Genomic DNA, 14,566 nt, shown 5'->3' on the forward strand with positions numbered 1-14,566 from the left:
ACCAGTAGATGTAAATCAGCCGGCGGCAGGTTGCACGGGCGCTGCACTTTTTTTTAGCGGACCCCGTACCCGGTCAATTCGGTCACGGTTACGCCCGGCATGGTGCGCAGTATATCGACCATGATCTTGCGGTGATTGGCCCCCACCCCTACTACTACCCGACGCGCACCGGCTGCCCGGGCCCGGTCGACGAGGTTGGTGCACATATCGACGTTGCGCAGCCGGAAATAATCGAGCATCGCTTCCAGCTCTTTCTCCGGAAAGCCAGCCGCGCCGTACATCCGGCGACCGCCGTAGAAGTTCAGGATGTTCAGGTATTCGTCGCCCTCGGGGCTGTTGAAAAACAGGGTACCGTTGCCGGCTTTGCTGGCTTTCTGTTCGAGTACCGACAGCGCCTGTGTGCGCTGCATGAGGGCGGCATACCGGCGCCCGTCTGCCGAATTCGAATCGAGCGTATTCTCCCAGCGGTGTACAAGCGAGTCGGCCCGGTTCCAGGCCTGCTGCCAGGCCCGATCGTGACGCTGACTGTCCATGGGCCGCATCCGGTCCTGCTTCAGCTGGTCCAGGAGCGGAAACAGAATATTGTGGTACTCGTTGGTCCGGTTGCGGTAAAGCGAATCGGGCACCCCCAGGATGGTCCGATACGCGGCCACTTCTTCGGCGCCGAAAGCGGGGCGGGCCCGGTCGAGCCGGTAAAGCTGGTAGGCCGCGTCGCCAAAGTCGTGGTTCAGGTAGAGCGCCCGCGCCAGTTTCATCCGCTCCTGGTGGTAGTTGGGGTGCTGACGCAGCAGCGCGTAGGTTTTGCGGATAAACGATGCCGGCGATTTGGGGTCGTTGTTGGGAAGCCCTTTCAGGTAAGCCAGTCGCCGTTCTACGTTGGCTTTATTCCAGTAGTCGGGAATGGCGTTGTAGTCCTCGGCCGACAGCCACTCGCCAAACACCGCGTCGGGCCGAAACGCCAGGGCGGTGGTGATAAGCGAATCGAAGTGCTCGACGGGCTTTTTGCCGTAGCCGTGGGAGGTGCCGATCATGAGCACTTCGACGGGCTGACTTTTTTTAGATTGGGCACCGGTTGGCTGGTGCTGGGCGAAGCCAGGCAGGAACAGGCGAAGCGAAAGCAGCAGGGTAGCGATCAGGGTGGTTTTCATGGCGATTTGTGTTGCGTTGTCGTGATTGATGGGTCAAAGGTGCAGCCTGCGTCAGGCGGACCACGCATCAAGTCGACCAACGCCGGCAATACCTCGCCCAACACCCATCCCAACCGACCAATACCAGCCGATACCCACGCAGCCCGTTTGTCGGCCAAAACGGGGGGTTGGTCGATTGGCATTGCGTCCCAATCGCCCGGGTGCGTATTTCGGCTATCGATTTATTCAGCTCCAGCTATGGGTATGCAACTCCCGGTTTTTCTCACGCACCGCGCCACCGTGCGCAATCTGCTCTATGTCCTGCTGTTCGGGCTGGTCCTGTTGAGCAATGCCTACATTGCCAAATCGAATACGTTCGCGTTCGAGCCGTTCGAGGTTTCGTTCGCGCTGGCGTTCTGGCTGGCCGTCTGGTTCGAGCATACGGTGGTACTCGACCGCTTTCTGCCCCAGCGGCAGTGGGGGCTGGCGCTGCTGGGCTCGGCCGGGTCGCTGCTGGTCTTTATCGGTACACGCTACGCCATCGAGCAGGAGGTCTACTGGTACCTCTTCACCATGAGCAACTACAACCGTGATGTCTCGCTGATCTATTATGCCTGGGATAACAGCTACTATGGCTTCCCGGCGCTGTTTGTGGGGGCGGGCCTGAAACTCATCGACGACTGGCTGCTGCATCAGCAGGAGCGGGCCGAACTAGTGGGCCAGCGCAATCAGGCCGAACTGGCTTTCCTGAAGTCGCAGGTCAACCCCCACTTTCTGTTCAACACGCTCAATAACATCTACGCGCTGGCCTATGCCAAGTCGGATGCGGCACCGGGGGCTATTCTGAAACTGTCGGAGCTGATGCGCTATATGCTTTACGACAGCGCCGGCAAGCCCGGCAGCAACGCCCCCGAACGGGTGCCCCTGTCGAAAGAAGTGGCTTATCTGTCGAATTACGTCGAACTGGAGAAGCTGCGGGTGGCCAACGCCCAGGTCGAATTCTCGGTTGAAGGCAACACCGACCTGTTCCGGATCGAGCCGCTGCTGCTGGTTTCGTTTGTCGAAAACGCGTTCAAGCACGGCGACCTGAGCGATCCGGGTCAGCCCCTCGTACTCTACTTGAGCGTGCAACAGGGTAAATTGCGCTTCGACACGCTGAACAAGAAAGTCAGCCGCCAGACCGACGCCGTGGGTGGAATCGGGCTGGCCAACGTTCGGCGTCGTCTCCACCTGCTTTACCCCAACCGCCACACCCTCCACATCACCGATCAGGACAACCTCTACGCCTGTTCGCTGGAATTGACCCTGTGATGGGTTGTCGTTTGGAGGTTTGGGGTCTGTTGTTTGGGGTTCGGTTGTAGCAACTCAAATGCCCTCACCATACAATCCTATAACTTTATAACCAGTCAACACGACAACCCGTAAACGCTACAACTATCCAATCCTCCAACTCTATAACCATCCAACCATCCCCCCATGCGCTGTCTGATTGTCGACGATGAACCCCTGGCCCACACCATTCTGAGCGATTACGTCCGGAAAGTTCCGTTTCTGACGCTGGTGGGGGCCACAACCAGCCCCATCGATGCCCTGACACAGGTGCAGCGGGGCGACGTCGACGTGGTGCTGCTCGATATCCAGATGCCGGAACTGACCGGTATGCAGTTTCTGAATCTGCTGCGCCGGGGGGTGAGCGGGCAGCAGTGCCGCGTGATTCTGACCACTGCCTATGCCGAATATGCCCTCGAAGGCTACGAACACGACGTGGTCGACTACCTGCTCAAGCCCGTATCGTTCGAGCGATTTTACCGCGCCGTACAGAAATTACTGCCGGGTGCGGCTCCGGTGGCAGCGCCGGCTCCGACCGATGCCTCAATGATGTCTCCGCCCCCACCCACCGAAGCGCCCAAAGACTTTATTTTTGTGAAAACCGAGTACCGGCTGCAGCGCGTGAGCCTCGGCGAGATTCTGTATGTGGAAGGCCTGAAAGATTACGTATCGCTCTACACCCCGACCGAACGGATTCTGGCGCTGCAGACCATGAAAAGCCTCGACGAGAAACTGCCCGCCAGCCAGTTTGTCCGGGTTCATAAATCATACATCGTGGCCATCAGCCGCATCGAATCCATCGAGCGCAACCGTATTTACATCGGGAAAGCCGTAATTCCGATTGGCGATACCTACCGCGATTCCTTTTACCGCCTGATCGAAGGCTGATCGACTATGACGCAAACACGGAGTGGCTGCCTGAAACCCCTGCTGGGGCTGCTCGGGCTGGGTTTGTTACTGGGCGTTGTCCGGTATTATGGGGGCGCCTGGCTCGACCGCTACCAGCGCCCGTGGGCCTTCAGCACCACCGAGCCACGGCTGGTGGGTTCCTGGACGGGAAACTTTACCGACCCCGACGGGACCCGCAAAACCCTCACCCTCCGCATCGACAGTCCCCTCGACGAATCGTCGCGCTGGAGCAAAGCCTTCCGCCGGCCCCGCCGGCACAGCCGCACCAACAACCGCGCCTTCGACGGAGCCGCCACGGTAGTCAGCCGGCGCGGCACCGAGCAGTACGAAGCCTGGGGAGCCATCAACCGCGACGATGCGCATGGGTTTAGCCTGAACACCCGCGTCGTCGACGAAAAAACGCAGCTGCTGCCCAATTTCGCCCTCGGCACCGTCAGTAAGGCGCAGTGGCAGGGCGACAAACTCACGTTTACGCTTGGTTTCAACTACCGCCGGGCCGATGGTTCGAGTCATTGGGATAGCGCCGACCCGCGCTTTTCGCGGCTGGTGCCGGTCACCCTCACCCGCCAGCCCGACTGACCGCAGCCCGACTGACCGCAGCCCGACTGACCGCAGCCCGACTGATCGCAGCCTACACTACCAGCGCGACAGGGCCACCCGACGCGAGTCGAGCTTGAGGAAAATAAAGAGCAGAATCGAAAACGACCAGAGCGACGAGCCGCCGTAGCTGAAAAACGGCAGCGGAATACCGATTACGGGCATCAGGCCAATGGTCATGCCGATGTTGACCAGCACGTGAAAAAACAGAATACTGGCCACGCAGTAGCCGTAGACCCGGGCAAACTTGCTGCGTTGCTTTTCGGCCAGAATCACGATCCGCGACAGCAATCCCACAAAGAGCGCAATCACCACAAAGCCGCCCACGAAGCCGTGTTCTTCGCCGATGGTACAGAAAATAAAGTCGGTGCTTTGCTCGGGCACGAAGTCGAATTTGGTCTGGGTACCCTCCAGAAATCCTTTCCCGTGCAGCCGACCAGACCCAATGGCAATTTTGGCCTGGGTTACGTTCCAGCCGATGCCCAGCGGATCGATACTGGGGTCGAGCAGCACTTTGATACGGTTACTCTGGTGTTTGCCCAGCACGTTGTTCACGAAGAAATTCATGCTCATGGAGTAGGCAATGGCCCCCAGCCCGATCAGGCCAATGGCCATCAGGTTGCTGGTCGTGCGGTTGTAGCGGGGCAGCAACAGCACGATCAGGCCACAGAAGCCGATGATGCCGGCAATGAGCAGCAGCTTGGGCACCGCCAGGCTCAGCATCAGCAGGGTCGCAGCGGCCACTACCGTCAGCGGAATCCAGCCGGGAAGCCCTTCCCGGTAGAGCACGATCAGAAACGACGCAAACACAAGCATCTGCCCGGTTTCGTGCGAGGCCAGAATCAGGACGCAGGGCAGGGCAATAAGGCCGCCGATATACAGCAGATCTTTCTGTTTGGTGAGATTGATGCCCGGCACATCCATATACTTGGCAATGGCCAGCGCGGTGGCCACCTTGGCAAACTCGGCCGGCTGCAGCGAGAAGCCCCCGAACTTGAACCACGACCGCGACCCGTTGATATTCGACCCGGCCACCAGTACCAGCAACAGCGCCAGAATGGTGAGCCCGTAGAACAGATACGCAAACGAGTCGAAGAATTTATGGTTCACCACCAGGATGCAGATAATCAGTACCACCGTGGTACCGATGAAATACATCTGCTTGCTGGCGTTATTCGAAAAATTGAACAGGTTGGTAGGCTCTTCGGGACTGTAAACAGCGGCATAGACGTTGAGCCAGCCCATGGATAGGCAGCCCATAAACAGCACCAGCGTGAGCCAGTCGATATTCTGTGAAAACGGATCGTTACTGCGAGCCATGACTAAGTTGGTGAAGTCGTTTCGAAAACGGGAGTAGCCCGCGCGGTTGTCGACCCGGTAGATCGACGACCGCGCAGGCTGGCTGCCGGCTACCGGTTAATGGCGACCGGCGACCGCTGCGGCTGGGCCGTCATGAAGGGGCGGGGCGTCAGCGGTTTCGGCGTGGTGCCACTGTCGGGGCGATGCGGGGGTGTTTTGGTTCCGTGCGCCGAATCGGGGCGGGGCGGGCGCGGAATGGTTTTCTTCACCACCGGCAACCCGTTGATCGGCGGCAGGTAGTTGGCCGCCATGAGCCGGCTGGCCAGATGGCGCGCAATGGTCTGCCGTTTCAGATACCGTTCGGCCACCAGAGCCGCAATCGGCGCGGCTACGTCGCCCCCCCAGCCCGCATTCTCCACAAAGACGGCGATGGCGATCTTGGGATCGTTCATGGGCGCGAAGCCGATAAAGATCGAGTGGTCGTAACGGTGACCGCGCTTGGCGTTCTGCGACGTACCGGTCTTACCGCACAGGTCGATGCTGGGCAGGTTGGCCGACTTGGCGCTGCCGTTGACAATGGCCCGGCGCATACCGTCGATGACGGGCAGAAAATACGGCCGGTCGATGTCCGTTTCGTGGCGAATCTGATACGCTTCCGGCAGCCCCTGCCCTGCTTTGCCGAAGCCCCGCAGGTAATGGGGCACAATGTACCAGCCCCGGTTGGCAATGGTAGCCGCCAGATTGACCAGTTTGAGCGGACTGATCAGCAATTCGCCTTCGCCGATGCTGAGCGACGAGATGTAGGAAAATTTCCAGCGGTTCGAGCCGCCGTAGATTTTATCGTAATAGGCCACATCGGGCAGATTGCCCCGCCGTTCGCTGGGCAGGTCGACGCCGAGCTGCTGGCCGATGCCAAATTTTTTCACCCGCTCGTGCCACTTCTCCATCCCGATCGCCGACGCCTTGAAGGTGTTTCGCTCGGGGTTGTTGTAGATCATACGCCGAAACACCTGGTAGAAGTAGGGATTACAGGAGTTGCCCACGGCTCCGCGCAGATCCTGCCCACCCCGGCAGTGGCAGCGCATGGGCGAACCCGCGTGCCCGTAAACCGTGTGGGGCGTCAGCGTACCATCCTGCTGCCCGATCAGGGCCTGAATCAGTTTGAAGGTCGACCCCGGCCGGTAGCTCGACATAATGGGGCGGTTGATCAGCGGGCGATAGGGGTTCTTGAGCAGCGCCCGGTAGCTGTCTGAAAACGACCGGCTCGATAGCAGATTGGGGTCGTAGGTCGGTGCCGACACCGACACCAGAATTTCGCCCGTGGCGGGTTCTACCGCCATAATGGCCCCTACCTTGTTCTGCATGAGGCTGTCGGCAAAACGCTGCACCTCGGAGTCGATGCCGGTGATCATGTTCTGCCCCGCCACAGCCATAGTGTCGTAGGCGCCGTTTTTCCACGACCCTTTGTTGACCCCGCGCACGTTCTGCATCATGAACTTCACCCCACGCCGGCCCCGCAGCTGTTCTTCATACTGCTCTTCCAGCCCGTTGTGGCCCACATAGTCGCCCTGCCGGTAGTAGGGATATTCCTGTTCATCGAGCTGCTGCCGCGATACTTCACTCACGTAACCCAGCGCATTGGCCATGGTATGGGCCGGGTACGTGCGCATCGAGCTGATTACGGGCGTGAAGCCCCGGTAGTCGACCAGGGCATCCTGAATACGGGCAAAATCTTCTTTAGACAGCCGACGCAGAAACAGCGACGACTTCACCTTCGAGTAACTCACCGCCGTACCCATGATACTGTCGAACTCGGGGCGGGTGATGTTGACCAGCCGGCAAAAAGCCGCCGTATCGGTCATCCGGACCTGTTTGGGCGTCACATACAGATCGTAGACCGGTGTATTGTCGACCAGCAGTTTGTTGTCGCGGTCGTAAATCTGGCCCCGGTAGGGCACTTCGATAACCCGTTTGATTGAGTTTTTGGATGCGCCCAGCGAATAATTGTCATCCAGTACCTGTAAATAAAACAGCCGGGCCAGATACGTCAGTCCAACCAGGCAGAAAACGCCGATAATGACGTACTTACGATTCTCCAGCATTCACTTTGTTGCATTAGTATAGGCCACTCGGCCCTACTACAAAATTAACCGAAAGAATCCCAAGTAAAAAAGCGGCTGCTGCGTTTTGCCCCGGAAAAACGGGTTCTGGCCCGGTTCGGGTTGCTACTGCGCCCGGCGAATCAGAACAGGCCTCTGGCGGTAGTACGAATGCGGCACAGGTACATGTCGGCCGTGATGTATAGCGTTGAGCCGTCGTTCCCCCAGGCGCAGTTGGCCGTAGCGCCCCCGATGCGGATCTGGCCCAGGAAATCGTAGGGGCCGGTGCCCGCTGTGGGGGCCAGCACACAGACGCCACCGCCCCCCGTGGCCCAGAGGTTACCGGCTTCATCGACTTTCATACCGTCGAAGCCCCCCCGCAGCCCCTGCCGGGCCATCTGCTCCTTACCAAACACCAGCCGCCCCGCTCCCACCGATCCATCGGGCCGGAGCGGATAGGCCATGATAGCGGGCCGGTCGCCGTCGGACTGGGCCACGTAGAGCAGCTTACGATCGGGCGACAGGGCCAGGCCATTGGGCCGCGTCAGGTCGCCGACCACGAGCGTAACGGGCCGGTGCCCGTCAGGCTGGGTCAGCCCGATGCGGTAGACCCCAAAGCCCAGTTCGCGGGTCGAGTCGGTTTCGCGCCGGGGCATGCCGTAAGGAGGATCGGTAAAATAGTAGCTCCCGTCGGGGTGCGCAATCACATCGTTGGGGCTGTTGAAGCGCTTGCCCTGGTAGTTATCGGCCAGGGTTTGCTTGCCGCCCGTACCGTTGAGGGGCATCATCGAAATACGCCGATCGCCGTGTTCGGCTGCCACGAGCCGGCCCTGCCCGTCGATCGTCAGTCCGTTCGAGCCCGGCTCTTCGCTGTAGGCGCCCAGCCCCGTATAGCCCGACGGCTTCAGAAAGGGCGTTACCCCTTCCTTCTCGGTCCATTTGAAAATAGTGTTCTGCGGCACATCGGAAAACAGCAGAAAACCGCCCGGCTGGCCCGGTTGTGGTTTTACCCACACGGGTCCTTCGGTCCAGACAAAGCCCGAGGCCAGCACCTCGATGCGGGCATCGGCCGGCAGCAGCCTGTCGAGCCGCGCATCTGTCCGCACCACCTGGCCGATGGTGGGGTAAAGGGACTGGCCATGCGCCAGAAAAACCAGGGCGGACAGGCCAGCCAATAGCAAACCACGGCGTAGTAATCGCATAGTGTCTCGGAGAAGTTCGCTCGGTCGAGCATTCAGAAGCGTCTGCCAGAAAACCCCTGGATCGGCCTCAATCTACTCATGCCGGCCATTTCACCTGGTTTTGTGTGTAAGGCGCCTGGCAGCAAACGCATGTATCCCTATCGGGCTTCACTATCATAATTATGTTTCCTCTTTTGTTTTTACGTATCACAAAATACACTTAATACGTTGTTCAACAGCGTTACGTAGTTGAATTGAGCGGTAGTAATCAGTCATGTAACGTACCGTTTAATCAACAAAAACGCACAAAATCGGCTGTTTTTGCATTTTGACTGGCAATGATTAAACAAATCCAATAAAACTAAATTTCCTCATTTTATTCATTATACTTTTACTATTGAAAACAAATAGTAGTCGCTACTATCAGATATTAACACTATCTATAAACTTTAAAATCTTTAATTATCTTACTAGTATGCAATTTTTCTGGCAGACATATTGCATGCTACTGACCGACTCTATTTCCAGTCGGTATAAGCGAGTCATTCTCATTCGCTCTTCCAATCTATTCTTGTCAAGCATGTTTAACCGCCGTCACTCGGGCTTTCTACGCCAGCTTACCCGGTCATCCCTTTTCCTGCTTATTGTCTGCTGCCAGTTAACGGCCTGTATCAACACTCAGAAACTGGTTTATTTCCAGACCCTCAGCGGTATGCCCGAGCGGGTGCAGCAGCAGCCTTTCAATCCGCCCATACAGCCCGGCGATCTGTTATCGATCCAGATCAGCAGTCTTAACCCCGAAGCCTCACTGGCCTTCAACCCCTACGCATTACCGAACTCTGCCCAGCAAACTACACTCTCGCCCAGTGTGCCCATACCCGCTACGCCGGGTTATGTGGTATCGCCCGATAGCTCGATCACGATTCCGCTTATCGGTAAAGTAAAAGTGGTAGGCAAGACTACAGCTATGGCTGCCGATCTGATCACCCAGAAAGTGTTGCCGTTCCTGAAAGAGCCAACGGTCAGTGTCCGGAGCCTGAATTTCCGCATCACGGTACTGGGCGAAGTGGCCCGTCCGTCGATGTTTACGATCAATAATGACCGCATTACCCTGCCCGAAGCCCTCGGCCTGGCCGGCGACCTGACTATTTACGGCCGGCGCGACAACGTACTGCTGATTCGGGAGGAAAGAGGACAGCGTACCTACACACGGCTCGACCTGACCCAGAGCAAGGTGTTCCAGTCGCCCCAGTACTATCTGCACCCAAACGACGTCATCTACGTAGAGCCTAATAAATCGCGGGCCGCAACTGCCGACCGTACCAATCAGCTGTTACCGATTGTCCTGAGCGCCCTGTCCTTTGTAGCCATCATCGTTTCCCGCTTCTAGTCATACTCAGTCCGTTACAATCCCCACATCTCATGTCCGACCAGTCTAATTATCCGTACGCACCGTATCAGCTATACGAGGCTCAGCAAACGCCGAATCTGCGCGTCATTCTGATGCGTTACGTCCGGCACTGGAAATGGTTTGTGCTGTCGCTAATCCTGATGGGGGCAGCGGCTTACGCTTACCTGCAGTTTCAGACGCCGATCTACGAGATCAAAACCAGCCTGCTCATTAAAGACGACAAGAAGGGCCTCAGCGAAGACAACATCCTGAAAGAGATGGACATTCTGGCGCCCAAGAAAGTCATCGAAAATGAGATGGAGATTTTGAAATCGTATGCCATGATGGAAAAAGTGGTTCGAAGCCTGGGGCTGGACGTCCGGTACTACACCCCCACCCCGACCATCAAGCGCGACCTGTACGGTGCATCGCCCATCCGGCTGGTGGTCGAAAAGCCAGCACCTGACCTCTACGAAACAGAACTGAGCGTGGTGGTCAGCAACCCAACTACGGTACAGATCAATGGGGTGTCCTATCCCGTCAATCAGTCGATCAAAACACCCTACGGTCAACTCAAGGTAGTGGCCGCAAAACCGTTGCAGGCCAGCGAAGACCCCATTCTGGTACATGCCATGAGCGTTGGTGCGGCCACCGACGGCTTTCTGAAAAACCTGACGGTGGAGCCCAGCAGCAAAGCCTCGACGGTGCTGATGATGACCCTGCAGGATGCTGTTCCGAGCCGGGGCAAAGCCGTGCTGGGCAAACTCATCAGTGAATACAACCAGGCCGCCGTTGTCGACAAAAACATTGTAGCGGCCAACACACTCAACTTCATCGAAGAGCGGCTGCGGCTGATTTCGGGCGAACTCTCGTCCGTTGAGAAAGGGGTCGAATCGTTCAAGTCGTCGGAAGGGATTACCGATCTGAGTTCGCAGGCGCAGCTGTTCCTGGAAACCGTTAAGCAGAACGATGCCGAACTGAACCAGGCCAACATTCAGCTGGGTGTTATCGGCGATATCGAACGGTATGTCGACAGCAAGAGCAACGACCGGGGGGTAGCGCCCGCCACACTGGGTATCAGCGATCCGGTTATGCTGGGGCTGGTAACCAAGCTGAGTGAACTCGAACTGCAGCGCGATCAGCTGAGCCGCACTACCTCGGCCAGCAACCCCATGATGCAGTCGCTCGAAAGCCAGATTGCCGCCACCAAAAGCAGCCTGTCCGACAACGTACGCAGCCTGAAACAATCGCTGGCCAGCACGCAGCGGCAGCTGAAGCAAACCAACCGCCAGCTCGAAGGACAGATCCGGACCATTCCCCGCAAAGAGCGTATGCTGGTCGACATTACGCGTCAGCAGGCCATCAAAAACAACCTCTACACCTACCTGCTCGAGAAGCGGGAAGAAACGGCCCTGTCGTATGCCTCGGCCGTGGCCGACAGCCGCACCATCGACCCGCCCCGCAGTGGTAACAAGCCCATCAAGCCTGTCGAGAGCACCATCTTTCTGCTCTTTGGCCTGCTGGGCCTCGTGCTTCCCGTGGGCGTGATTGCCGCCCGCGATGCGCTCAACGACCGCGTCAGCCGCCGGTCCGACATCGAGGATGCCTCGCAGATTCCCATCCTGGGCGAAATCATGGCCAGCCGCAACGTCGACCCCCTGGTCATGGTATCGGGCAAACGATCGGTTATTGCCGAACAGATCCGGACCTTACGTACCAACCTGCAGTTTCTGCGCAGCAACCCCACCGGCAGTCAGGTGGTCATGTTTACGTCCAGTATCAGTGGCGAAGGCAAATCGTTTCTGTCGCTTAACCTGGGTGCCAGCCTGGCCCTTGTCGACCGGTCGACGGTGATTCTGGAGATGGACCTGCGCAAGCCCAAGCTGCACTCGGTGCTGAACATGCCCAACGCCGTTGGCATCAGCAACTACCTGATCCAGGAAGCAACCCTCGACGAGATTTTGCAGCCCATTCCGGGCTTTGCCAACTACCATATCATTACCTGTGGTCCCATTCCGCCTAACCCGGCCGAGCTACTCAGCAGCCCAATGCTGGAAAAACTGCTCCTGGAACTGCGCGCCCGCTTCGACTACGTCATTGTCGATTCGCCACCAATCGGTCTGGTTACCGACTCGCAGCTGATTGCACCCTTCGTCGATGCCACCATGTTTATGGTGCGGCACGACCACACGCCCAAGGCGTACCTGCGGATGATCGATAACCTCTGGAAAGAGCAGCGGTTCCAGCGCCTTAACCTGATCCTGAATGGCGTTGGTAGTGGTGAGTCGTACCAGTATGGCTACACCAACAAGTATGGCGGCTACTACGAAGAAAGCGAATCAGCGGGTAACACCCCCGTCCGGAAGCTGCGTTAACAGGTCCGTGCCGGTATGGTTTCCCGGCCATACCGGCCGACGGGTTGCTTTTTATGACCCGACGCGCGGGCCTTCCGGCGCTGCGCCCAACTTTTTTGTTTAACCAGGTGCACTCATGCTCAACTCGTATTCACCGCCAGTCGATGAGCAGACTTCGTTCCGGGCAGCAAACCCGGCCGTGTCCATTCCGGCGGCCGTGCCAACGGTTCGATCCAGCCTTCGCAAACGGCTCTTCGACGTGCTGGTTGCACTCCTCGTTAGCCTGACCTTGCTGATCTGGCTGCTGCCGCTGATTGGGCTACTCATCCGGCTCACCTCGCCGGGCCCCGCTTTCTTCGTCCAGCTCCGGACCGGGCAGGGCGGCAAGCCGTTTCGCTGCCTGAAATTCAGAACGATGACCTACGAGCCGATGGCGACCTTCAGACAGGCTACCCACAACGATGTCCGGGTGACGCCCATTGGCCGCTTTCTGCGCAAGACCAATCTCGACGAACTACCGCAGCTGCTTAACGTGCTGCTCGGCGACATGAGCATTGTGGGCCCACGCCCGCATCCGATTCAGCTCGATGCCCAGCACTGGTATGCAGTAGCGCACTATCCCGGCCGTTACGCCATCAAACCGGGGCTGACGGGGCTGGCTCAGGTGCGGGGCCACCGGGGCGAAACCGCCCGACAAATTGATATGATGCACCGGGTCCGACTCGATCATTTCTACATTCGGCGTTGGTCAATCTGGCTTGATCTGCATATCTGTCTGGCCACCGCCCAGGCTATGGTCAACGGCGACAAGAAAGCCTGTTAATCTGTACTTGTAACGGTTGGAAAGCAAATGCAAATGGTTAACCTAGTTCGACATAAGGTCACTCATTTTTTCACAAATGGTCATCAGCGCACGCAACTTGTCAAGAAAAATGTAGCGGTTTCGCTGCTTAGCAAGGGTGGCTCCATTGCCATTGGTCTCCTGCTGGTACCCATGACAATCGATTATGTGTCGCCAACCGAGTATGGGGTATGGCTTACCATAAGTTCCGTACTGGGCTGGCTCAACTTCTTCGACATTGGTCTTGGCAATGGTCTCAAAAACAAACTGAGCTATGCCCTGGCCCTTGGTCAGACAGATGAAGCCAAAGCATTCACCAGCACCACCTATTTCGTATTGACAATTATTGCTACAGCAATATCCATTTTGTTTATCTGGATTAACCCCTACGTTGACTGGCGGCATATCCTCAACATTCAGGCGCAGTCGAACGACAGTTTACAGCTGGTAATGCTCATTGCCATTCTGTTCTTCTGTGTGCAGTTTGTAGTGCAGCTTATCAATACGATTTTATCGGCAACGCATCAGACCTCGCTGGCTTCACTGATTTCTTTGTTCAGCCAGTTGCTCATTCTGCTGCTTATCTATGCCTGTCGGCAGTATGTTCCCGGAAAACTCACCACGCTGGTCTGGATTGTTGCCGGTGCCCCCGTATGCACCATGCTGATCTGGTCTGTTTATCTGTTCCATACGCGCATGCGGGCCTTCAGACCGTCCCTAAAGGCTATTCGGCTGCGCTATACCAACACCCTGCTGGGTACTGGGCTTTCATTCTTTTTTATCCAGATCGGTGCGCTGGTGCTGCTGCAAACCAATTACATCATCATTGCACGGATACTGGGCCCGGAACAGGTTACCGTTTTCAATATCTGCTATAAGCTTTTTTCGATCTCGATCCTCGTCTTTACGATTATCATGACCCCCCTCTGGAGTTCGTTTACCGACGCTTACGCCAAGCAGGATTTTGACTGGCTTCGGCAGACACTCCAAAAGATGCGACAACTCTGGCTCTTCTTTTCGGTAGCCACCGTTGGACTGCTGGTTGTGTCGCCCTACCTGTTTCAGCTCTGGATTGGTCAAACCGTTACCATCCCGTTTAGTCTTTCGCTCTGCATGGCGATTTATTCGGGTGCGATGATGTGGTATATGATTCATGTCTACCTACTGAACGGAGTCGGCAAAGTCAGATTACAGCTTATCCTGATTCTGATCAGCGCAGCCCTCAATGTTCCGCTGGCAATTGGGTTCGGCAAGTGGTTTGGCCTGCCGGGTATTGTGGGCGCAAACACCTGCTTCTTCATTGCGATGGGGTTTATTTTTTCTATTCAGGCCAGTAAACTAGTCAATCAAACCGCCAGCAAGCTCTGGAATGCCTGATTGCCAGCCTGACCGTCCCAACCAACCTGGTCTGGCTACGCAGACGCCTGACTTGGACTGTTT

The 14,566-nt window shown here is 57.2% G+C and carries 11 protein-coding genes; 7 read left to right on the forward strand and 4 right to left on the reverse strand.

Annotation, left to right across the window (positions count from 1 at the left end; all coding sequences use genetic code 11):
* Window positions 1-53: 53 nt before the first annotated feature.
* Window positions 54-1,148: a DUF5694 domain-containing protein gene (locus tag ACYVAC_RS02895; protein ID WP_461096062.1), complete on the reverse strand. Its 1,095-nt coding sequence runs from the start codon at window positions 1,146-1,148 to the stop codon at window positions 54-56.
* Window positions 1,149-1,385: 237 nt separating this feature from the next.
* Here ACYVAC_RS02895 and ACYVAC_RS02900 point away from each other — a divergent pair, with 237 nt between their 5' ends.
* From ACYVAC_RS02900 to ACYVAC_RS02910, 3 genes are all read left to right on the forward strand, one after another.
* Complete coding sequence (locus tag ACYVAC_RS02900) at window positions 1,386-2,438, forward strand: sensor histidine kinase (protein WP_461096063.1); 1,053 nt, start codon at window positions 1,386-1,388, stop codon at window positions 2,436-2,438.
* Window positions 2,439-2,603: 165 nt separating this feature from the next.
* A complete protein-coding gene (locus ACYVAC_RS02905; RefSeq protein WP_461096064.1) occupies window positions 2,604-3,344 on the forward strand; it encodes a LytR/AlgR family response regulator transcription factor in 741 nt (246 codons plus the stop codon).
* Window positions 3,345-3,350: 6 nt separating this feature from the next.
* The gene (locus ACYVAC_RS02910; protein WP_461096065.1) at window positions 3,351-3,944 is read left to right on the forward strand and encodes a hypothetical protein; all 594 of its coding nucleotides are present in this window, start codon (window positions 3,351-3,353) and stop codon (window positions 3,942-3,944) included.
* Window positions 3,945-4,001: 57 nt separating this feature from the next.
* On the opposite strand, the gene rodA is transcribed toward ACYVAC_RS02910, so the two are convergent.
* The 3 genes from rodA to ACYVAC_RS02925 form a co-directional block, all read right to left on the reverse strand.
* A complete protein-coding gene (gene rodA, locus ACYVAC_RS02915; RefSeq protein ID WP_461096066.1) occupies window positions 4,002-5,282 on the reverse strand; it encodes a rod shape-determining protein RodA in 1,281 nt (426 codons plus the stop codon).
* 89 nt (window positions 5,283-5,371) lie between these two features.
* Window positions 5,372-7,363, reverse strand: coding sequence for a penicillin-binding transpeptidase domain-containing protein (locus ACYVAC_RS02920; RefSeq protein WP_461096067.1), 1,992 nt, complete (start codon window positions 7,361-7,363; stop codon window positions 5,372-5,374).
* Window positions 7,364-7,503: 140 nt separating this feature from the next.
* Window positions 7,504-8,562 (reverse strand): SMP-30/gluconolactonase/LRE family protein, encoded by a 1,059-nt coding sequence (locus ACYVAC_RS02925; protein WP_461096068.1) that lies wholly within the window; start codon window positions 8,560-8,562, stop codon window positions 7,504-7,506.
* A gap of 559 nt (window positions 8,563-9,121) precedes the next feature.
* Between ACYVAC_RS02925 and ACYVAC_RS02930 the strand changes: the two genes are divergently transcribed.
* The 4 genes from ACYVAC_RS02930 to ACYVAC_RS02945 all read left to right on the forward strand — a co-directional run bounded on the left by ACYVAC_RS02930 (window position 9,122) and on the right by ACYVAC_RS02945 (window position 14,503).
* Complete coding sequence (locus ACYVAC_RS02930; RefSeq protein ID WP_461096069.1) at window positions 9,122-9,931, forward strand: polysaccharide biosynthesis/export family protein; 810 nt, start codon at window positions 9,122-9,124, stop codon at window positions 9,929-9,931.
* A 32-nt stretch (window positions 9,932-9,963) separates the two neighbouring features.
* Window positions 9,964-12,306 (forward strand): GumC family protein, encoded by a 2,343-nt coding sequence (locus ACYVAC_RS02935; protein ID WP_461096070.1) that lies wholly within the window; start codon window positions 9,964-9,966, stop codon window positions 12,304-12,306.
* A gap of 115 nt (window positions 12,307-12,421) precedes the next feature.
* The gene (locus ACYVAC_RS02940; protein WP_461096071.1) at window positions 12,422-13,108 is read left to right on the forward strand and encodes a sugar transferase; all 687 of its coding nucleotides are present in this window, start codon (window positions 12,422-12,424) and stop codon (window positions 13,106-13,108) included.
* A gap of 33 nt (window positions 13,109-13,141) precedes the next feature.
* Window positions 13,142-14,503 carry a lipopolysaccharide biosynthesis protein gene (locus tag ACYVAC_RS02945; protein ID WP_461096072.1) on the forward strand — a complete coding sequence of 454 codons (1,362 nt, stop codon included), beginning with the start codon at window positions 13,142-13,144 and terminating at the stop codon, window positions 14,501-14,503.
* The last annotated feature ends 63 nt before the right edge of the window (window positions 14,504-14,566 follow it).

It is taken from the genome of Spirosoma luteolum (assembly GCF_054778875.1).